This is a genomic window from Extensimonas soli (genome assembly GCF_029211265.1).
Taxonomy (GTDB): Bacteria; Pseudomonadota; Gammaproteobacteria; order Burkholderiales; family Burkholderiaceae_C; genus Extensimonas; species Extensimonas soli.
Window position 1 is genome coordinate 252,619 of record NZ_JARGEL010000013.1, and the last position, 19,863, is coordinate 272,481.

Genomic DNA, 19,863 nt, shown 5'->3' on the forward strand with positions numbered 1-19,863 from the left:
TCAGCATTCATGTGGAGCATTCATGACGCGCGATCCATTGTGGGAAGAAATTTTTACCGAGCGCGCATGGGGGCGATACCCCAGCGAGGACCTCGTTCGGTTCGGTGCACAGCGGCTAGGCCATCGGCAGCCTCGAAGCGATGTGCGGGTGCTGGAGGTTGGCTTCGGAACTGGCGCCAATCTTTGGTACTTCGCCCGCGAGGGATATTCTGTTGCGGGATTGGAGGGTACCGAAGCGGGCTGCCGAAGGGCTCGTTCCCGCCTCGATCTGGAGGTGCCTGGATGGAATCGCGTCGTGAGCGAAGAATGTTTGCGTGTCGGCGACATGTGTGAACCTATGCCGTGGGCTACCGACACGTTCGACGCGGTGGTCGACTGTAACGCCGTCATGTGTGTCGACCATGCATCGGCCTGCGAGGTCTACGCTGAAATGCATCGAGTGTGTCGGCCTGGTGGGTGGCTCTATGCTCGAACTCCGGCTTCAGGGACTTGGGGCGAAGGGACCGGTGAGGCATGCGGTCATCACGCATGGCGTTGCTCGGAGGGGCCATTCTCGGGCACAGGCATAGCTCGATTTGCAACGGAGTCCGATTTGCCCCTCTTGTTTGCGTCGTGGGAGTTGGTGAGTGTCGAGCAGGCATCGCGAACCCTGGAAGGCCGCCAAAAGATACACATCGAATGGGTTGTCATTGGGAGAAAGGCGTCGACGTGACCAGCCTCACCATCGCCACCATCTGCGCGCGCGGCGGTAGCAAGGGCTTGCCGCGCAAGAATGTGCAGCCGTTCGCGGGCAAGCCGCTCATCGTGCACAGCATTGAGCAAGCGCAGGCCTGCGCCCAGATCACCGGGGTGTATGTTTCGACGGACGATGAGGAAATCGCGGCAGTGGCCGAGGCGGCAGGGGCCATCGTGCCCTACCGGCGACCGACGGAGCTGGCTTCCGACGAGGCGAGCAAGCTCCCGGTCATCGAACACCTCTTGCAGCACCTCGAAGCGTCGGGCCTCGCTATTGCCACAGTGGTTGACCTGCAGCCCACCTCGCCGCTGCGCACCGCCGAAGACATTGCCGGCGCGCTGGCCGTGTTCGCCGAGACCGCTGCTGAACTTGTCGTGAGCGTCACTGAGCCTTCGCACAACCCCTACTACACGCTGGTCGAGGCGCAGCCCGACGGCACGCTTGCACTGTCCAAACCCGCGGCTTTCGCGCGGCGGCAGGATGCGCCGACCGTCTGGGGGCTCAATGGCGCGATTTATGTCTGGCAGCGCGCAGCCATCGCGCGCGCCGTGCGAGACGGTTTCTGGAGCGTCCCTGTGCGGGCCTATGCCATGCCGCGCGCGCGTTCGGTCGACATTGATGACCGGTTTGACCTCGAACTCGCCAATTGGCTGTACCGGCACACGCTCAACCCCGATTCCGAGGATTGAATCCATGCCCGACGTGTTCATCATTGCCGAGGCCGGCGTCAACCACAACGGCCGTCTCGATCTCGCACTCGCGCTCTGCGACGCCGCCCGCGCCGCAGGTGCCGACGCGGTCAAGTTCCAGACCTTTCGCGCGGAGGACGTGGTGACGCCGAGCGCTGCGACGGCTGACTACCAGCGCACCAACACCGGAGCGACGAGTCAGTTCGAAATGATCCGCGCGCTCGAACTCGACTTTGATGCTCACGCGCGCATCGCTGAGCATTGCGCGCAGATCGGTATCGAGTTCTTTTCGACACCCTTTTCGGAGGCTGCCGTCGACGAACTTGTCACCCTCGGCGTGCGGCGTCTCAAGCTGCCCTCGGGCGAGTTGACCAACCGGCCACTGCTTGAACGCGCGGCCGACGCCGGTTTGCCGTTGCTCGTCTCCACCGGCATGGCCACGCTCGGTGAGGTGCACGAGGCGCTGGGCTGGATCCGCGCGCGCTGGGCAGCCACGAGCCACGTCGGCGACACTGCGCCTGTGCTCACGGTGTTGCATTGCACCTCGGCCTATCCCGCGCCTGCTGACGCACTCAACCTGCGCGCAATTCTGACGCTCGCACAGGCCACGGGTCTGCCCGTGGGCTATTCGGACCATTCCCAAGGTGTCGAGGCAGCGCTGGCTGCCGTAGCGCTGGGCGCGCAGGTGATCGAAAAGCACCTCACGCTCGACCAAAACCTGCCCGGCCCCGACCACAGCGCGTCCGCCGACCCGTCTGAGTTCACGAGACTGGTGGCGGGCATCCGCATGGTCAGTTCCATGCTGGGCGACGGAGTGAAGCGGCCGCAATCCATTGAGGCGAACACGCGCGATGTCGCAAGGCGAAGCGTGGTCGTTATACGTGATCTTCCTGCAGGCCACGTGCTCGGCGCGGCCGACCTCGCTTTGCGCCGGCCCGGCACAGGCCTGCCGCCATCGGCGCTCGCGTTCTTGCCCGGGCGGCGGCTGCAGGGCCCGGTAGCGGCCTGGACGACGCTTACGATGGAGCAGCTTGCACCATGAGCGTTCCGATCGCACCCCGCAGTGTGTTCTACGTCACGGGCACCCGCGCCGATTTTGGCTTGATGGCGGATGTGCTCGCACGCATCCATGCTCATCCGGGGTTGCAGCTCAAGCTGGCCGTCACCGGCATGCACCTGAGCCCGGCGTTCGGCGATACGGTGCGCGAGATTGAGGCGAGTGGCCTGCCAATCGTTGCGCGCATCCCGACCGAGGTCGAATCGCGCAGCCCTGCGGCCATGGCGCGCGGCATTGGTCAAATGGTGGTGGCGCTCACTGAGGTGCTCGAACGCGAACACCCTGACCTGATGCTCCTCGTCGGCGACCGCGGCGAAATGCTTGCTGGTGCCATCGCTGCGCTGCATCTGGGCATTCCCAATGTGCATCTGCATGGGGGGGAGCGCTCGGGCACGGTCGATGAGCCGGTGCGCCATGCCATCACCAAGCTCAGCCACTGGCACTTCGTCGCCACCGCAACCTCGCGGGAACGGGTGATTCGCCTGGGCGAGCGGCCCGAGCACGTGTGGGTGACCGGGGCGCCCAGCCTCGACGGGCTTGGCGCTGTGCTCGACGCACCGCGCGAGCAGACGCTCGCGCGTCTCGGCCTTGGGGCTGGCGCGCGTTATGCCCTGGTGTTGTTTCACCCGGTGGTGCAGCAAATGCACGACGCGGCCACTCAGACCCATGCACTGGCTGAGGCGCTTGAGCGTGTGGCGGGCGAGCACGACCTGCATCTCGTCTGGCTTGAACCCAATGCCGATGCGGGCTCAGGCGGCATCTTGCAGGCGCTGGACGCGGCTACGGCGCGCCTCGGCGATCGGCTCGTTCGTATCACCCACCTTGCGCGCGAACATTACCTCGAAGCGCTGCGCCACGCCGAGGTGCTGGTGGGTAACTCGTCCTCGGGCATCATCGAGGCGGCGTCGCTCGGCACCCCCGTGGTCAACATCGGCGACCGGCAGCGATGCCGTGAACGCAATGCCAATACCCGGGACTGCAGGGTCGACGTGCTGGCGATCGAAGGAGCGTTGCGGCAGGCGCTGCTCCATGGGCGATCTTCCCCCACCAACGTTTACGGTGACGGGCATGCAGTCGAGCGCATCATCCGCCTGCTGGTCGAGACGCCGTTGGCGGCGGACCTGCTCGAGAAAGTCAACACGTATTGAGAACGTCGCCCGATGAATGACAGCCTTACGCCTTTGTGCCTGCCACCCGATACGCCCTGGGGTGAGGCGCTCGCTCGCCTCAATCAGATGGGGAGCGGTATCCTGCTCGTCGTTGACGCCTCGGGCCGGCTCCTGCGCACTGTGACCGATGGCGATCTGCGCCGTGCCGTGCTTGCTGCGTTGGCGACGCAGATGCCGGTTTCCGCGCTGCCGACCAAGCCGCCCGTGGTGGCCGATGAGAATGCGGGCGCCGAGGTCTTGCTGCGTCTCATGGACATGCACGCGATCGACCATGTGCCCGTCTGCGATGCAGAGGGCCATGTGCGCGACCTAGTCACTCGGCGCGAGCTCTCGCAGCGCATCTGGCTATCGTCGCCCCATCTGGGAGAGGAGGAGACAGCCTTCGTCGAGGAGGCCTTCCGCACCAACTGGATTGCGCCTCTCGGGCCGCACGTCGATGCTTTCGAGAAGGAACTCGCCACCCATGTGGGCGTGGGCCATGCTGCGGCCCTGAGTTCGGGCACCGCGGCAATTCACCTGGGGTTGCTGCTGCTGCATGTGCAGCCGGGTGATACGGTGTTCTGCTCGTCGCTCACCTTCGTCGGCAGCTGCAACCCCATACTTTACTGTGGCGCGCAGCCTGTGTTCATTGACTCCGAACCCGACACTTGGAATATGTCTCCGGCGGCGCTCGAGCGCGCCTTTGCCTGGGCAAAGGCTGCGGGGCGGCTACCACGTTGCGTGATCATTGTTAATCTCTATGGCCAGAGTGCTGACATGGACGCGCTGGTGCCAATTTGTGACCGGTATGGCGTTCCAGTGCTTGAAGACGCTGCGGAATCGTTGGGTGCGCGTTACAAGGGCCGCGCAAGCGGGACTTGGGGCCGAGTGGGTATTTTTTCGTTCAATGGCAACAAAATTATCACCACTTCGGGCGGCGGCATGCTGGTGTCTGAAGATGCTGAACTGATCATCCGCGCCCGCAAGCTTGCCACTCAGGCGCGTGAGCCTGCTCGGCACTATGAGCACAAGGAAACGGGCTTCAACTATCGCATGAGCAATGTGCTCGCTGGAATTGGGCGCGGACAATTGCGTGTTTTGGAGCAGCGTGTGGCGCAGCGTCGGCAAGTGTTTGAGCGGTATCGTGCGGCCCTCAGCGATCTGTCTTTCGTGCACTGGATGCCCGAGCCCAAAGGCTGGTGCAGTACGCGCTGGCTGAGTTGTTTCACTATTGACGCCTACGAACCGACGATCGGTGAAGCCATCATGCGAACCTTGGAGCGTCACAGTATAGAGGCGCGTCCCGTTTGGAAACCAATGCACTTGCAGCCGTTGTTTGCCGGTGCACCGTTTTTTGCCCATGCGCCATCAGAGGACGTTGCGCAGCGCTTGTTCCGTACGGGGGTCTGTTTACCTTCGGGCTCGAACATGTCTGCGGAACAGCAAGACAGAGTAATAGAGCACTTGCGCCGTGCGTTGATGTCTGTGGGTGGCTGAAATGGGCGTTGTGCGCCCCAAACTGTCCTTTAGCGCGCTCCTGCCCCTGGCGCTGGACCTCCTGCTCGTGCTCCTGGCCTGGTGGGCCGCGTTCTGGCTGCGCTTCAATCTGGATATACCCGACGAATATCTGCGCGTGGCGCTGCATGGCGCGGTGCTGGCCTTGCCCGCGCATGCCGCGGCCTTGTGGGGTCTGGGGGTGTATAGGCAGGTGTGGCGCCATACGGGCCTGCCCGAGTTGCGGCGCCTGGTGGGGGCGGTGCTGCTGGGCGCGGTGCTCACGGCGGCCTTGATCTTTATGGCGCGCGTTGCGGATTTTCCGCGTTCCGTGCTGCTGTTGCATCCTTTGCTGGCGCTGCTGCTGCTGGGTGCGGCGCGGGTTGGGCAGCGTCTGTATTTCGAGCGGCACGAGGGGGCGGCTCGCACGGGGCGGCCGCTGTTGGTGGTGGGTACGCTGAACGAGGCGGCGGCGGCCCTGCGCGCGCTCAAGGGCAGCAGCCAATGGCGGGTGGTTGGCATCGTGTCGCCGTTGGCTGCGGAGCAGGGGCGCTCGCTGCAAAACCTGCCTGTGCTGGGCGACCTGTCGGCACTGCCGCAGGCGTGTCGCGCGATGGGCGTGCGTACGGCCCTGGTGGCGAGTCTGCCGGGTTCGGCAGCGCGCCGGGATGCCTTGCTGCAGTCGGTGGAGGGGGGCTTAACCCTGCTCACCTTGCCGCAGCCCGACGATTGGCTGAGTGCTGGTACCGAGGGTCCGCGCAAAGTCCAGCTCGAAGACCTGCTAGGCCGCGCGCCCGTGCAGCTCGACGTGCGCGGCCTGTCGGAGCTGTTTGCGGGGCAGACGGTGCTCGTCACGGGCGCGGGTGGCTCCATAGGCGCCGAACTGTGCCGGCAGATCGCGCGCTTTGGCGTGGCGCGGCTGGTGTGCGTGGACATGTCCGAAATCGCCATCTACCAGCTCGAGCAGGAGCTGCGCGCCACGCACCCGCAGATGCAGGGGCTCTACTACACGGCCAATGTGCGCGAATACGAACGTTTGCGCGCCATTGCCGCGCAGCACCGCCCCGCCGTGGTGTTCCATGCCGCGGCGTACAAGCATGTGCCGCTGATGGAGGACGGCAACGAGGTCGAGGCGCTGCGCACCAACGTGCTCGGCACGCTGCACGCCGCGCGTGTGGCGGGCGAGGTCGGGGCGGCGCGCTTCGTGCTCGTGTCCACCGACAAGGCGGTGAACCCCACGAGCGTCATGGGCGCGAGCAAGCGCCTGGCCGAGCGCGTGCTGCAGGGCGTGGCGGCGCAGTGGCCGGGCACGCAGTGCGTGGCGGTGCGCTTTGGCAACGTGCTGGGCTCAAGCGGCTCGGTGGTGCCGCTGTTTGCGGCGCAGATCGCGCGCGGCGGGCCGGTCACGGTCACGCACCCCGAGATGGTGCGCTACTTCATGACCATCCCCGAGGCGGCGCAGCTCGTGTTGCAGGCGGGGCTCATGGGGCGCTCGGGCCAGATTTACGTGCTCGACATGGGCGAGCCGGTCAAAATCGTCGAACTCGCGCGCATGATGATTCGCCTGTCGGGCCAGACCGAGGACGCGGTGCCGATTGCCTTCACGGGCCTGCGCCCGGGCGAAAAACTCTACGAAGAGCTGCTCGCCGACGACGAAACCACCGAACCCACGCCGCACCCCAAGCTGCGCGTGGCCAAGCTCGGCGCCGATGGCGGGCTCGCCGCACAGGTGGTGGAGCAATGGCTGCAACAGGCCGGCCCCGCGCCCGACGCCGCGGCCCTGCGCGCCTGGCTGCAGACGCTGGTGCCGGAATACCGGCCGCGTTGAGCGGCTTTTCAGACCCGGGCGCTGCGCTTGCGGCTAATACAAAAACAATAGCTGCTTGCGCTTTATTTATCAGGGCAAAAGGCCAAAAACACTCAAAAATCGCAAGCCTTGGCAGGCACAGCCTCAGCCGCCGCGCCGCGCGGGGCGGCGGCTACTGCACGATGCCCAGCTTTTGCAGCAGGTCACCCACCAACTCCAACCGCACCAGCGGGTTGTCCAGCGCCATCAGGTTTTGCTTGAGCTCGAGCGGCACGGGCAGCAGCTCGGCCCAGCGGTTCGCGACCCAGCCGCAGTCGTTGAGCTGTGCTGCCGTGGGGTGGAGCGCGGTGGCGTCTTGCGCAGTGCGAACGTGCAGCGTGTCCTGGAGCTGGGCGAGCGCCGTGGCCGTGTGCGCGAGGTCGGGCGGAATCGCCACGGGCGGGTCGGCGGGCAGTTGTTGCACGTCGGCAACCCACAAGCCATGCGGCAGGCGCTGAGAGTGCAGGATGCGAAAGCGCTCGGCGCCGCGGCAGCGCAAGGTGATCAGCCCGGGCTGCGGCGTCTGGAGCTGTTCGATGTGCGCGAGCGTGCCTACTTCGCAGAGCTGTTCCTCGGGTGCGCCGGCCTGGCGCACCTCATGCCCGGCGCGCAGCGCGACCACGCCGAACGGCGCCGCGGCGCGCTGGCACTTGCGCACCATGTCGAGGTAGCGCACCTCGAACACGCGCAGCGCCAGTTCGCCGCCCGGGAAAAGCACCGCGCCCAGCGGAAACAGGGGCAGCGAGGAGAGGGTGAGGTGTTGGGTCATGGGCCGAACATTGTGCCCGCTATCATCCCACGCAGCGTTTCTTTTTCCGGGTTGTCCATGTTGTACGAAATTGCCACTTTTTTGCTCGACCTCGTCGGCGGCCTGCTGACGGGCGCGTGCTTGCTGCGCTTTTACATGCAGTGGCAGCGCGTGTCGTTTGCCAATCCGCTCGGGCGCGTGGTGATGGCGCTGTCCGACTGGCTGGTGCTGCCGCTGCGGCGCGTGCTGCGCGCGGTGCGTGGCTGGGATTGGGCCAGCCTCGTGGCGGCGCTGCTGCTGCAGCTGGCGCAGTATGGCTTGCTGTGGCTGCTCATGGGCGCGGGCGTGGCCTGGGTCTGGCTGCTGTGGCTGGCCTTGTTCGGCCTGGTGCGCGTGGCGATCACGGGGCTCATGGGCTTGCTGCTCGTGTTTGCCGTGCTCAGCTGGATGCCGGCGCGCGCGCCGCTGGCCGACGTGGTCGCGCGGCTGTGTGCGCCCGTGCTGCGGCCCTTGCAGCGCATCATTCCGCCGCTGGGCGGCGTGGATTGGTCGGCCCTCGTGGCACTGGTGCTGCTGCAGATCGCCCTGATCGTGCTCGGGCATGTGCAGGCCAGCGTGCTTTTAAGATGAAAATGGCCGTCAGCGCTTGATAGACAAGCGCTGGCAGCTCATCTTTCGGGAGTCTTTGCGATGGGCGCGTCAGGCCACCGCGTCGCTTGGCAGGCGCTGCAGCATGGCCAGGCTCGAAGCGACGACGTTGCGCAGCTCGCGGCGGTCGCAGATGAAGTCGAGCGCGCCTTTTTGCAGCAGGAACTCGGCGCGCTGAAAACCCTCGGGCAAGGTTACGCGCACGGTGGATTCGATCACGCGCGGGCCGGCAAAGCCGATCAGCGCCTTGGGCTCGGCGATCACGATGTCGCCCAAAAAGGCAAAGCCTGCGCTTACGCCGCCCATGGTCGGGTCGGTGAGCACGCTGATGTAGGGCAGGCCTTTTTTCGCGAGCCGCCCCAGCGCGGCGTTGGTCTTGGCCATTTGCATGAGCGAGAGCAGGCCCTCCTGCATGCGCGCGCCGCCCGTGGCGGTGAAGCACACGAAGGGCACTTTCTGCTCGATCGCGGTTTCCACGCCGCGCACGAAGCGCTCGCCCACCACGCTGCCCATGCTGCCGCCCATGAACTCGAACTCGAAGCACGCGGCGATGAGGTTGATGCTCTTCACGGCGCCGCCCATCACGACCAGCGCGTCGGTTTCGCCGGTCTGCTCCAACGCTTCCTTGAGGCGCTCGGGGTACTTGCGGCTGTCCTTGAACTTGAGCGCATCCACGGGCAGCACCTCTTGGCCGATTTCGTAGCGGCCTTCGGCGTCCAGAAAGGCGTTGAGGCGCGCGCGTGCGCCAAGGCGGTGGTGGTGGCCGCATTGCGGGCAGACGTTGAGGTTGTGTTCGAGGTCGGTCTTGTAGAGCACGGCCTCGCAGCTCGGGCACTTGATCCACAGCCCCTCGGGCATCTGGCGGCGTTCTTTGGCAGGCGTTTGCTGGATTTTGGCGGGCAGGAGTTTTTCGAGCCAGGACATGGGGTGCTCCTTTGCAGGCGGGGAGGGGATTATGCGGCGTCCAGCGCCTTGCGGATCGGGCGCAGAAAGTCCACGGCCACGGGTACGACTTTTTCGTAGGGCTGGGGCTCGATCAGCTCGATGATGCGGCTGCCGATCACGACGGCGTCGGCCACGCGGCCGATCGCCTGCGCGCTGGCCGCGTCGCGGATGCCAAAGCCCACGCCCACGGGGATGTGCACGTGTTGGCGGATGCGTGGCAGCATCTGCCCGACGGCGCCGGTGTCGAGCGCGCCCGAACCGGTCACGCCCTTGAGCGAGACGTAATAGACATAGCCGCTCGCCACCGCCGCGACCTGCTTCATGCGCTGCTCGGTCGAGGTGGGTGCGAGCAAAAAGATCAGGTCCATGCCCTGCGCGCGCAGCTGCGCGGCGAATTCGGCGCATTCCTCGGGTGGGTAATCGACGATGAGCACGCCATCGACGCCCGCGGCTGCCGCATCGCGCACGAAGGCGCCTGCACCGTGCAGCTGGTCGTAGCGCTCGACCGGGTTGGCGTAGCCCATGAGCACCACGGGCGTGCTGTCGTTGTGCTTGCGGAATTCGCGCACATGCTGCAGCACCTGCGCCATGCCCACGCCCAGGGCGAGGGCTTTTTCGCCGGCGCGCTGGATCACGGGGCCGTCGGCCATGGGGTCGGAAAAAGGCACGCCCAGTTCGATGATGTCGGCACCGGCCTCGACCATGCCCAGCATCAGTGCCGGCGTGATGTCGGCAAACGGAAAGCCTGCGGTCACGTAAGGGATCAGCGCCTTGCGGCCTTGCGCCTGCAGCGCGGCAAAAGTGGTTTCGATACGGCTCATTTGGCTACTTTGACACTGTGTTCACTGCCTTTCACGCTTTGCCCCTGGCAGCTTGGGCGGCAGAAAAAGTCGGCGCCGCCAAGGTCGGCCACCGTGCCTATGTCCTTGTCGCCGCGGCCCGAGAGGTTGACCAGGATGGATTGCTCAGGCCGCATGGTCTTGGCCAGCTGCATCGCGTAGGCCACGGCGTGGCTCGATTCGAGCGCGGGGATGATGCCCTCGGTGCGGCACAGGTAGTGGAACGCCGCGAGCGCCTCTTGGTCGGTGATGCCCACGTACTCGGCGCGCCCGATCTGCTGCAGCCAGGCGTGCTCGGGGCCGACGCCGGGGTAGTCCAGGCCCGCGCTCACGCTGTGCGTCTCGATGATCTGGCCGTTGGCGTCTTGCAGGATGTAGGTGCGGTTGCCGTGCAGCACGCCGGGGCTGCCGCGCTGCAGCGAGGCCGCGTGGCGACCCGTGTCGAGCCCCGCGCCCGCAGCTTCGACGCCGATCAGGCGCGTGTTTTCATACGGGATGTAGGGGTGGAAGATGCCCATGGCATTGCTGCCGCCGCCCACGCAGGCCACGACCACGTCGGGCTGGCCCGAGAGTGCATTTTGCGCGACGAGCATGGCGGGCATCTGCTCTATGCACTCCTTGCCAATCACGCTCTGGAAGTCGCGCACCATCATGGGGTAGGGGTGCGGGCCGGCCACGGTGCCGATGATGTAGAAGGTGTCGTCCACGTTCGCGACCCAGTCGCGCATGGCTTCGTTGAGCGCGTCCTTGAGCGTCTTGCTGCCCGACTCCACGGGCACCACGGTCGCGCCGAGCAGTTTCATGCGATAGACGTTGGGGCTTTGGCGCTTGACGTCTTCGGCGCCCATATAGACCACGCATTCGAGCCCGTAGCGCGCGCAGATGGTGGCCGTGGCCACGCCGTGCTGGCCTGCGCCGGTCTCGGCGATGATGCGCTGCTTGCCCATGCGCCGCGCGAGCATGGCCTGGCCGATCACGTTGTTGATCTTGTGCGCGCCCGTGTGGTTGAGGTCTTCGCGCTTGAGGTAGATCTGCGCGCCGCCCATTTCGCGGCTGGTGCGCGCGGCGTGATAGACCGGCGTGGGGCGGCCCACGAAATGGCGCAATTCGTAGTGGAATTCGGCCAAAAAATCGGGGTCGTTCTGGTAGCGCGCGTAGGCTTGGCGCAGCTCGTCGATGGCGTGCGTGAGGGTTTCGCTGACGAAGCTGCCGCCGTAGGGGCCGAAGTGGCCCGAGGCATCAGGTTGCTGGTAACTGGACATGGGTGCTGTTGGCGAGTTGGGCATCGGCCGCGCGCACGGCGACAACGAAGCGGTGGATCTTTTCGGCGCTTTTCACGCCCTTGAGGGGGCGGCCATCGGGGCCGTCCTGTTCCACGCTCGAGCTGACGTCAACGGCCAGCGACAGGCAGCGTGGGCGCACCTGGGCGATGCCATCGATCACGTTTGCAGGCGTGAGTCCACCAGACAAAACGAGGTGAGCGTTGACGTTTGGTGGCAGGAGTGACCAATCGAATGCCTTGCCGCCGCCGCCATAGCCCTCGACGTGGGCGTCGAGCAAAATGGCCTGGGCGCGAGAATGTTGCTGCGCGTATTCTACGAGGTCGAACTGCGCGGCCTGCGCGCCGATAGGGATGCGCGCCGCGCGCAGGTAAGGGCGGGCGCCGCAGCCGCTTGCGGCCCAGCACTCCTCGGTCGTCTCATCTCCATGAAATTGCACGATAGCGCCCGCCACAAGGTTGCAAGAAGCTATCACAAAAGAAGCACTTTCGTTGACCACGAGCAACACTGGCGTCACGAAAGGCGGCAGGCGCTTGGCCAAGGCTGCGGCGCGTTCAGGCGCCACGTAGCGCGGGCTTTTCTGGTAGAGCACGAAGCCGATCGCATCCGCGCCAGCGGCGACGGCCGCATCCACGTCCTGCTCGCGCGTGAGGCCGCAGATTTTGATGCGCGTGCGTTGTGCGGCGGGGCGCAGGGATTGAAACGGCTGGCTGGACAGGTCGGTAGCAAAACTCATGGCAGCCAATCATACGCAGGGCTGCGCTCAGGCAGGCCCCAGTGCGGCGCATAGACCGGCCCCAGAAAATACAAGCCGTCGGGCGCGAAGGTGGGCGCGGCGGCGCTGCGCGAGCGCGCCGCGAGTACCTGCGCCATCCACTGCGGCGGCTGGCTGCCCTGGCCTATGGCGACGAGGCAGCCCATGATGTTGCGGATCATGTGGTGCAAGAAGGCGTCGGCCTGGAACTCGAAGCGCCAGTAGCAGGGCTGCCATCCGCCCCCAGCGGCTGCGTCGGCGCTGGCGGGGCACGTTGCCGGCGTTGCGCCGCGGCGCGAGATCGCGATGCGCTGCAGGGTTTTGACGGGCGATTTGGCCTGGCAGGCTGCGGCGCGAAAGGCGCTGAAATCGTGCTCGCCGAGCAGGTATTCGGTCGCTTCTTGCATCGCGGCGAGGTTCAGCGGCTGAAACACCCAGCCGACCCGCCCGGCTTCGACGCTGGGGCGCACGGGCGACTGCAGCAGCACGTAGGCGTAGCGCCGCGCCACCGCGCTGGCGCGTGCGTGGAAGGCGTCGGGCACGGGTTGCGCCCATTGCACGGCGATGTCGGGCGGCAAAAAGGTGTTGGTGCCGCGCACCCACGAAAACGCCGTGCGTGCAAGCGGCGTGTCGAAGTGCACCACCTGCATGAGCCCATGCACCCCGGCATCGGTGCGGCCCGCGCACAGCGTGCGCACTGGCGCGGGCTGTGCGGCAAAGCGCGCAAGCGCGGCTTCGAGCTTGTCCTGCACGGTGTTGCCCGAAGGCTGGCTTTGCCAGCCGTCATAGGCCTGGCCGTTGTAGCTGACGCCGAGCGCGATCCTCATCCGGCGGGCAAGAAAAGATCGCTGTGCAGCGCGCTCTGGCAGGCGACAGGTACGGGCAGCCTCAGCAACTCAGCCGATTTCATTCAGCAGGCGTTGTGCACGTTCTTTCAGCGTGCCGGAGGCTTCGGCGAGCACTTCCTCGATCAGCTCGCGTGCGCCTTCGGTGTCGCCAATGGAGTGGAACTCCTGCGCCAGCGCAAGTTTGGTCGCCAGCGGATCTTGCGCCGAAGGTTCGGCTTCGGCGCCCGTGCTGGGCGTGGGGGCTTCCGCGCTGGCAGGCCTTGTGTCCAGGTCCAGCGACAGATCGCCGAGGTCGAATGCCATCGGTTCGGGAGCGGATGTTTCCACCGTTCCACCAAGAGGTGTGGGTGCCGTTGCCAGCAAGTCCAGGTCGCCGGTGGAAAAATCGAGTTCGGCAAGCATGGGTTCTGCGTCCGGGGCGGGCTGCTGCGGCGCTGCTTCAGCTGCGGCCTCTGCTGGGGCGACCGGAGGTTCTGCCATGGCCGCGGAAAAATGCTCCGCCGCCACTCCCGAGTCTGGCGGTGCAGCGGCCTCACTTGCTGTGGCGGTAAGGTCAAAAGCATCTTTCTGGGCGTCGTGCGGAGAGGCCAGTGCGGCAGTTGGACCGTCGGACATCGCGGGCGCTGGGGTGGCTGGGCTGGCTGCGTGCGTTGGTTCCACTGCGTCCAGGTTAAGGTCCAGCTCGGGCAAGGCAGCCCCCGATGCTTCAGCAGTACCCGAAAAAGTGCTGGGGAAAGCGCTGGGAAGTGAGCTGGGGATGGCGTCTGCTGTGGCGCCGAGTTGCGTGGCAGCCTTGGGCGCGCCGCCCGGTTGGTACAGCGCGTTTGCAGGCTCCAGCGCCCGGCCCAGATCGGCAATGCGCGCCCAGTCGGGCCCTTCTCCCTGGGTGAGTTTGAAAACCTCGGTAGCCACGGCTTCCAGGGCTTTGCGGTCTTGCCTTTTGGCGTAAATCTCGCCGAGCTTGACGTGGACGGGCACACGCTCGGGATGGTGGCGCAAGGCTTCCTTGAGGATTTCCTCGGCCTGCAGGTCGCGGCCATAGGCCAGATAGACGTCGGCCTCGGCCACAGGGTCGATGTCGCCGACGGCGTCGAGCTGGCTGGGTGAGTACGCCATGGAGGACGCACCCGTGCTCATGTCGCTGCTGGCGGTGTCCACGCGCTGGCCACCGCTGACGCCGAAGAAGGAGTCGGGCTGCAGGCGGCTTTCCATGAAGCTGCTGTCCAGACTTTCCTTTTTGCGCCGCTGTTGCGCCACACGGTAGGCACCATAGCCGAGCAGCAAGACCGCCAGACCTCCCGCGGCGGGCAGCAGGGGCTCCTCGAGGAGGCTGGAGACGAAGCCGGATTCTGGAACCGGCGCAGGCGCGGGCGTGGGTTTGGAGGCTGGAGCGGATGCGGCCGCGATGGGTGCAGCACTGGCAGTGGGCGCGGCGGCAGAGGCGGCGGAGGCCTGCTCTGCGGGCGCCAGGCCGGCGCTTGCGATGGCGGCCCCGGAGGCGGCTTCCTTCGGGGCGGAGGCCATTGCTGCGGGGCTGGCCGTGCCCGCTGTGGAGGCGGCTGCAGCCGCAGGCGCGGCGTTGCCTGCAGATGCCGCATTGAGTTTGTTCAGTTCCGCGATGTTTTGGGACAGCTCGGCGACCCGCGTGGAGGTTTCGCGGGCCTGTTTTTCTTTGGCCAGCTGGTCTTCCGCCGATTTCTGGCCGGGTGCAGCATCTTTGGAGAGCAGCAATTTGTCCGGGCCGGCGCCCGCGGGCTTTTTGTCTTCGACCACGGCTTGCACGCTGCCGCTGGCGGAGCGCTGCGCAGGCGCGACGTCGGTTTTGGGGGCTGCGGAGGCCAGCTTGCGGCGGAAGCTGTTGAAGTCGCGGCTTTGCGCAGCCAGGATTTGCCGCGCTTGCGCGGGCGCGACAGACTGCGCGGCCGCCTCGTCGGGCAATTGCAGCACGGCACCGGCCTTGATGCGATTGGCATTGCCATCGATGAATGCGTTCGGGTTGGAGCGCAGCAAGGCGACGATCATCTGGTCCAGCGAAACGCTCGCCGGGCGATGCGCTTCGGCAATGCGGCTGGCCGTGTCGCCGGGGCGGACCGTGATGCTTCCTGTGTCCGCAGCAGAGGCCGGCGCGGGTTGCACCGGGCGTGCGCGGTCTCGCGCAGCAGAGCTACCCGTGCTGGTCGGACCGGTGCCTGCGGCCGTAGCACGGGCAGCGGCTGTTTGCGAAGATGGGGCAGGCAGCTGTGCCGCCGCGGTGACTTCCGGGGGCGCCCGGTGCGATACCGGGGGGTCGAGCAAAATGGTGTAGTTGCGCACCAGTCGGCCCGCGCTCCAGGAGGCGTCGAGCACCAGATCGAGAAACGGATCGTTCACGGTGCGAGAGCTCGTCACCAGCAAAAAAGCGCTGCCATCGGGGCGACGCTTCAGCACGATCTGCACCCCGTTCATCAAGGGCGAAAACTCCACCCCCTGGGCACGAAAAACTTCCGCAGACGCCGGCCGTGTCTGCAGACTGCCCGCCTCTTCTTCCGTGACTTGGGGTAGATCGATTTCGGCGCGCAGGGGTTCGCCCAGCGCCGACTTGACGCTCAGGCGCCCCAGGGCAAGGGCCGATGCATCGCTGCTGTACAAGCCAAGCGACAGTGTGGCAGCGGCTGCCAGGGCGGAAAGTTTCCAACGATGCATGGAGTTCATCAGCAAAAGTGGTGTGGTGTGGCGGTTTGCTTCTTGGACTTGGCTCCATCCAGCGGAAGGAAGGCTTCCCTAGAACAACCAGGCTGCAAGAACCATAGCAGCAATGCATGGCCCTGGCAAGTCTGCATGGTGCATGGGTTCTGCACGTGATGTTTGCCCGTACGCCAGGCGGGAGCAGGCGTTGTCAGCAGGCAACGCCTGGTAAACATCTGTATCCGCTGGCGCAGCGGATTCGATCACACCTTCTCAAGCCTGCAGCAGGATGCGCAGCATGCGCCGCAGCGGCTCCGCGGCGCCCCAGAGCAACTGGTCGCCGATCGTGAAGGCGCCCAGGTATTCGGGGCCCATCGCGAGCTTGCGGATGCGGCCCACGGGGATGGTGAGGGTGCCCGTCACGGCCACGGGGGTCAGGTCCTGCAGCGTGGCTTCACGGTGGTTGGGGACGACTTTGACCCAGGCGTTGTCTGCGGCGATCATGGCCTCGATGTCGGCCACGGGTACGTCTTTTTTCAGCTTGAAAGTCAGTGCCTGGCTGTGGCAGCGCATCGCGCCCACGCGCACGCAAAAGCCATCGACGGGGATGGCCGGAGTGTCGAAGCCCTCGCCCTGACCCAAAATTTTGTTCGTTTCGGCCATGCCCTTCCATTCCTCGCGGCTCATGCCGTTGCCCAGGTCCTTGTCGATCCAGGGAATCAGGCTGCCGCCCAGGGGCACCTGGAAGTTGGCAGTCTCGGCAGGCGTGAGGGCACGCTGCTTGGCAATGACCTTGCGGTCGATTTCGAGGATCGCGCTCTTGGGGTCGGCGAGCAAGTCACGTACCTCGGAGTACAGCGTGCCGTACTGGGTCAGCAACTCGCGCATGTGCTGCGCGCCACCACCGCTCGCGGCCTGGTAAGTTTGCGTGCTCATCCATTCGACCAGGCCGGCCTTGTAGAGCGCGCCCACGCCCATGAGCATGCAGCTGACCGTGCAGTTGCCGCCGACCCAGTTGTTGCCGCCCTTGGCGAGCGCGTTCTGGATCACGGGCAGGTTCACCGGATCGAGCACGATCACGGCATCGTCTTTCATGCGCAGCGTGCTTGCCGCGTCGATCCAGTGGCCCTTCCAGCCCGCGGCGCGCAGTTTCGGAAAGACTTCGGTGGTGTAGTCGCCGCCCTGGCAGGTGAGGATGATGTCGCACTTTTTCAGCGCATCGATGTCGTGCGCATCCTGCAGCGTCTTTTCGTTCTTGGCCATCGCTGGGGCCGCGCCGCCGGCGTTGGAGGTCGAGAAGAAAACGGGCTCGATCAGGTCGAAGTCGCCCTCCGCCTGCATGCGATCCATCAGGACCGAGCCGACCATGCCGCGCCAGCCGACGAGGCCCACGAGATTACCGATGTTCATTTTTGCGCCTTTCAAACAATAAATATGCTGTTTGCTGGGCCCTTCCGGCTCGTCAGGCTCCGGAAGGCGGCGCACGACGAAACCGGCTGGGTTCAGCCTTTTTTGGTCGTCGTAATGGGGGTGTGAGAGGGGGGTGCGATGCAACGAGCCACCCGCCGCACAACATTCGGGCGGGGGCTGGAGTCGAGGTGGATCGAGGCGTTCATCGCGGCGGGCATTTTAGCAGCCCGCTTTGAGTCGGCGCGGTTTCGTCACGCGAGGTCGAAGCGGTCGGCGTTCATCACCTTGGTCCAGGCCGCGACGAAGTCATGCACGAATTTTTCGCGGCTGTCGTCCTGCGCATAGACCTCGGCGTAGGCGCGCAGGATGGCGTTCGAGCCGAACACCAAGTCCACGCGCGTGGCCATCCACTTCGGCGCGCCGCTCTTGCGCTCGCGCACTTCGTAGAGGTTGCTGCCGACAGGCTTCCAGGTGTAGGCCATGTCGGTCAGGTGCACGAAAAAGTCGTTCGTCAGCGCGCCCACGCGTTCGGTGAACACGCCATGCCGGCTGCCGCCGTGGTTGGTGCCGAGCACGCGCATGCCGCCGATCAAGGCCGTCATCTCGGGCGCGGTGAGGCCCAAGAGTTGCGCGCGGTCGAGCAGCAGCTCCTCGGGCGTGACGGCGTAGTCTTTCTTGAGCCAGTTGCGAAAACCGTCGGCCAGCGGTTCGAGCACGGCGAAAGAGGCAGCGTCCGTCATCTCGGCCGTGGCGTCCCCGCGCCCCGGCGCAAAGGGCACGTCCACGGCCACGCCTGCGGCCTTGGCAGCTTGCTCTATGCCCACATTGCCCGCGAGCACGATCACGTCGGCCACGCTGGCGCCGGCCTGGGCCGCGATGGGTTCGAGCACGGCCAACACGCGCGCAAGGCGCTCGGGCTCGTTGCCAGCCCAGTCTTTTTGTGGCGCAAGGCGGATGCGCGCACCATTGGCGCCACCGCGTTTGTCCGAGCCGCGGAAGGTGCGTGCGCTGTCCCAGGCGGTGGCGACCATGTCGCTGATGGACAGGCCGCTCGCGGCGATTTTGGCTTTGACGGCCGCCACGTCGTAATCCTTGCGGCCTTCCGGCACCGGGTCTTGCCACACCAAGTTCTCTTTGGGCACGTCGGGGCCGATGTAGCGCGACTTGGGGCCCAGGTCGCGGTGCGTGAGTTTGAACCAGGCGCGCGCGAACACCTCTGAAAAGTACGCCGGGTCTTGGTGGAAGCGCTCGGAAATCTTGCGGTACGCCGGGTCGAACTTCATCGCCATGTCGGCGTCGGTCATGATGGGCTTGCAGCGAATCGTCGGGTCTTCCACGTCCACGGGCATGTCTTCTTCGCGGATGTTCACGGGCTCCCACTGCCAGGCGCCGGCCGGGGATTTTTGCAGCCACCAGTCGTAGCCGAGCAGCAGGTCGAAGTAGCCGTTGTCCCAGCGCGTCGGGTGCGTGGTCCAGGCGCCTTCGATGCCGCTGGTCACGGTGTCGCGGCCTATGCCGCGCGTGACGTGGTTGACCCAGCCCAGGCCCTGGTCTTCGATGTCGGCGCCTTCGGGGGCGGGGCCGAGGTTCGCGGGGTTGCCGTTGCCGTGCGCTTTGCCCACGGTGTGGCCGCCGGCCGTGAGGGCCACGGTTTCTTCGTCATTCATGGCCATGCGCGCAAAGGTTTCGCGCACCTGCGCCGCGGTCTTGAGCGGGTCGGGCTTGCCGTTGACGCCTTCGGGGTTGACGTAGATCAGGCCCATTTGCACCGCGGCGAGCGGGTTTTCGAGCGAGGCGGGGTCATCGACCTTGGCGTAGCGCGCGTCGCTGGGCGCGAGCCATTCTTTTTCAGAGCCCCAGTAAACGTCCTTCTCGGGGTGCCAGATGTCCTCGCGCCCGAACGAAAAGCCGTAGGTCTTGAGCCCCATCGATTCGTAGGCCATGGTGCCCGCGAGCACGATCAGGTCGGCCCAGCTGAGCTGGTTGCCGTATTTTTTCTTGATCGGCCAGAGCAGGCGGCGCGCTTTGTCGAGGTTGGCGTTGTCGGGCCAGGAGTTGAGCGGCGCAAAGCGCTGGTTGCCGTGCCCCGCGCCGCCGCGGCCGTCGGCCGTGCGGTAGGTGCCTGCGGAGTGCCAGGCCATGCGGATCATGAGCCCGCCGTAGTGCCCCCAGTCGGCGGGCCACCAGTCCTGGCTTTGCGTCATGAACGCGAGCAGGTCTTTCTTGAGTGCGGCGACGTCGAGTTTTTGGACTGCTTTGCGGTAGTCGAAGTCCGCACCCAGCGGGTTCGTCTTGGTGTCGTGCTGGTGCAGGATGTCCAGGTTCAGGGCCTTGGGCCACCACTCCATGGTGGACATGCCGACTTGCGTCACCGCACCGTGCACCACCGGGCATTTGCCCGCAGCCGCCATTTTTTCTGCGCTCATGGGATGAATCTCCAAAAGAAAGTTTGCAATGGGCCTGCGAGCAAGCCCCGAAAAACCCAGATCGTCGCCGCGCCCAAAGTCCGTACGATGAACCGTGGCGCGCAGTAGCAATCTGGGAAGCATGGTAGGGCGGGGTGGCTGCGGCGGCCATTCGAAACTTCCAATCACGGCGATAGGCACAGGGCAATGAAGGCCGCACACGGCAGCGCTGCCTCAGCATGGTGCAATCCCGCTGCAGAAGTTCGCCAACATGGGGCATGCGCCGCGGTTTGCGTCTTGGGCGTGCGTACTACGCCGTGCTGGCGGGCATGCTGGTGCGCAGATGGTGCAA

Annotated in this window: 16 protein-coding genes; 7 read left to right on the top strand and 9 right to left on the bottom strand. The window is 65.8% G+C overall.

Annotation, left to right across the window (positions count from 1 at the left end; translation table 11 throughout):
• The first annotated feature begins 22 nt into the window (after window positions 1–22).
• The 6 genes from PYV55_RS16315 to PYV55_RS05290 are packed head-to-tail and all read left to right on the top strand — an operon-like array spanning window position 23 to window position 6,952.
• Complete coding sequence (locus tag PYV55_RS16315; RefSeq protein WP_407066769.1) at window positions 23–712, top strand: class I SAM-dependent methyltransferase; 690 nt, start codon at window positions 23–25, stop codon at window positions 710–712.
• Window positions 709–1,425, top strand: coding sequence for an acylneuraminate cytidylyltransferase family protein (locus PYV55_RS05270; protein WP_275849634.1), 717 nt, complete (start codon window positions 709–711; stop codon window positions 1,423–1,425). Before PYV55_RS16315 ends, PYV55_RS05270 begins: the two co-directional genes overlap by 4 nt.
• Before the next feature lie 4 nt (window positions 1,426–1,429).
• Window positions 1,430–2,467: an N-acetylneuraminate synthase gene (gene neuB / locus PYV55_RS05275; protein WP_275849635.1), complete on the top strand. Its 1,038-nt coding sequence runs from the start codon at window positions 1,430–1,432 to the stop codon at window positions 2,465–2,467.
• On the top strand, window positions 2,464–3,630 hold the full coding sequence (gene neuC / locus PYV55_RS05280) for a UDP-N-acetylglucosamine 2-epimerase (protein ID WP_275849636.1): 1,167 nt from the start codon (window positions 2,464–2,466) through the stop codon (window positions 3,628–3,630). The genes neuB and neuC overlap by 4 nt, the downstream gene beginning before the upstream one ends.
• A gap of 12 nt (window positions 3,631–3,642) precedes the next feature.
• Window positions 3,643–5,127 carry an aminotransferase class I/II-fold pyridoxal phosphate-dependent enzyme gene (locus PYV55_RS05285; protein WP_275849637.1) on the top strand — a complete coding sequence of 495 codons (1,485 nt, stop codon included), beginning with the start codon at window positions 3,643–3,645 and terminating at the stop codon, window positions 5,125–5,127.
• Window positions 5,128–5,137: 10 nt separating this feature from the next.
• Window positions 5,138–6,952 (top strand): polysaccharide biosynthesis protein, encoded by a 1,815-nt coding sequence (locus tag PYV55_RS05290; RefSeq protein ID WP_275849638.1) that lies wholly within the window; start codon window positions 5,138–5,140, stop codon window positions 6,950–6,952.
• 151 nt (window positions 6,953–7,103) lie between these two features.
• On the opposite strand, the gene PYV55_RS05295 is transcribed toward PYV55_RS05290, so the two are convergent.
• Window positions 7,104–7,739 (bottom strand): LON peptidase substrate-binding domain-containing protein, encoded by a 636-nt coding sequence (locus PYV55_RS05295; protein WP_275849639.1) that lies wholly within the window; start codon window positions 7,737–7,739, stop codon window positions 7,104–7,106.
• 57 nt (window positions 7,740–7,796) lie between these two features.
• Between PYV55_RS05295 and PYV55_RS05300 the strand changes: the two genes are divergently transcribed.
• Window positions 7,797–8,348, top strand: a complete 552-nt coding sequence (locus PYV55_RS05300; RefSeq protein WP_275849640.1) for a YggT family protein — start codon at window positions 7,797–7,799, stop codon at window positions 8,346–8,348.
• A 69-nt stretch (window positions 8,349–8,417) separates the two neighbouring features.
• On the opposite strand, the gene accD is transcribed toward PYV55_RS05300, so the two are convergent.
• The 8 genes from accD to katG all read right to left on the bottom strand — a co-directional run bounded on the left by accD (window position 8,418) and on the right by katG (window position 19,517).
• A complete protein-coding gene (gene accD / locus PYV55_RS05305; RefSeq protein ID WP_275849641.1) occupies window positions 8,418–9,290 on the bottom strand; it encodes an acetyl-CoA carboxylase, carboxyltransferase subunit beta in 873 nt (290 codons plus the stop codon).
• 29 nt (window positions 9,291–9,319) lie between these two features.
• Window positions 9,320–10,132 (bottom strand): tryptophan synthase subunit alpha, encoded by an 813-nt coding sequence (gene trpA / locus PYV55_RS05310; protein ID WP_275849642.1) that lies wholly within the window; start codon window positions 10,130–10,132, stop codon window positions 9,320–9,322.
• The gene (gene trpB / locus PYV55_RS05315) at window positions 10,129–11,412 is read right to left on the bottom strand and encodes a tryptophan synthase subunit beta (RefSeq protein ID WP_275849643.1); all 1,284 of its coding nucleotides are present in this window, start codon (window positions 11,410–11,412) and stop codon (window positions 10,129–10,131) included. Before trpB ends, trpA begins: the two co-directional genes overlap by 4 nt.
• Window positions 11,390–12,166, bottom strand: coding sequence for a phosphoribosylanthranilate isomerase (locus PYV55_RS05320; RefSeq protein WP_275849644.1), 777 nt, complete (start codon window positions 12,164–12,166; stop codon window positions 11,390–11,392). Before PYV55_RS05320 ends, trpB begins: the two co-directional genes overlap by 23 nt.
• Window positions 12,163–13,011 (bottom strand): tRNA pseudouridine(38-40) synthase TruA, encoded by an 849-nt coding sequence (gene truA, locus PYV55_RS05325; protein WP_275849645.1) that lies wholly within the window; start codon window positions 13,009–13,011, stop codon window positions 12,163–12,165. Before truA ends, PYV55_RS05320 begins: the two co-directional genes overlap by 4 nt.
• 69 nt (window positions 13,012–13,080) lie before the next feature.
• Window positions 13,081–15,714 carry a motility hub landmark protein FimV gene (locus tag PYV55_RS05330; protein ID WP_275849646.1) on the bottom strand — a complete coding sequence of 878 codons (2,634 nt, stop codon included), beginning with the start codon at window positions 15,712–15,714 and terminating at the stop codon, window positions 13,081–13,083.
• 255 nt (window positions 15,715–15,969) lie between these two features.
• Complete coding sequence (asd, locus tag PYV55_RS05335) at window positions 15,970–17,100, bottom strand: aspartate-semialdehyde dehydrogenase (protein ID WP_275849881.1); 1,131 nt, start codon at window positions 17,098–17,100, stop codon at window positions 15,970–15,972.
• 257 nt (window positions 17,101–17,357) lie between these two features.
• Window positions 17,358–19,517 (bottom strand): catalase/peroxidase HPI, encoded by a 2,160-nt coding sequence (gene katG / locus PYV55_RS05340; protein WP_275849882.1) that lies wholly within the window; start codon window positions 19,515–19,517, stop codon window positions 17,358–17,360.
• Window positions 19,518–19,863: the final 346 nt, after the last annotated feature.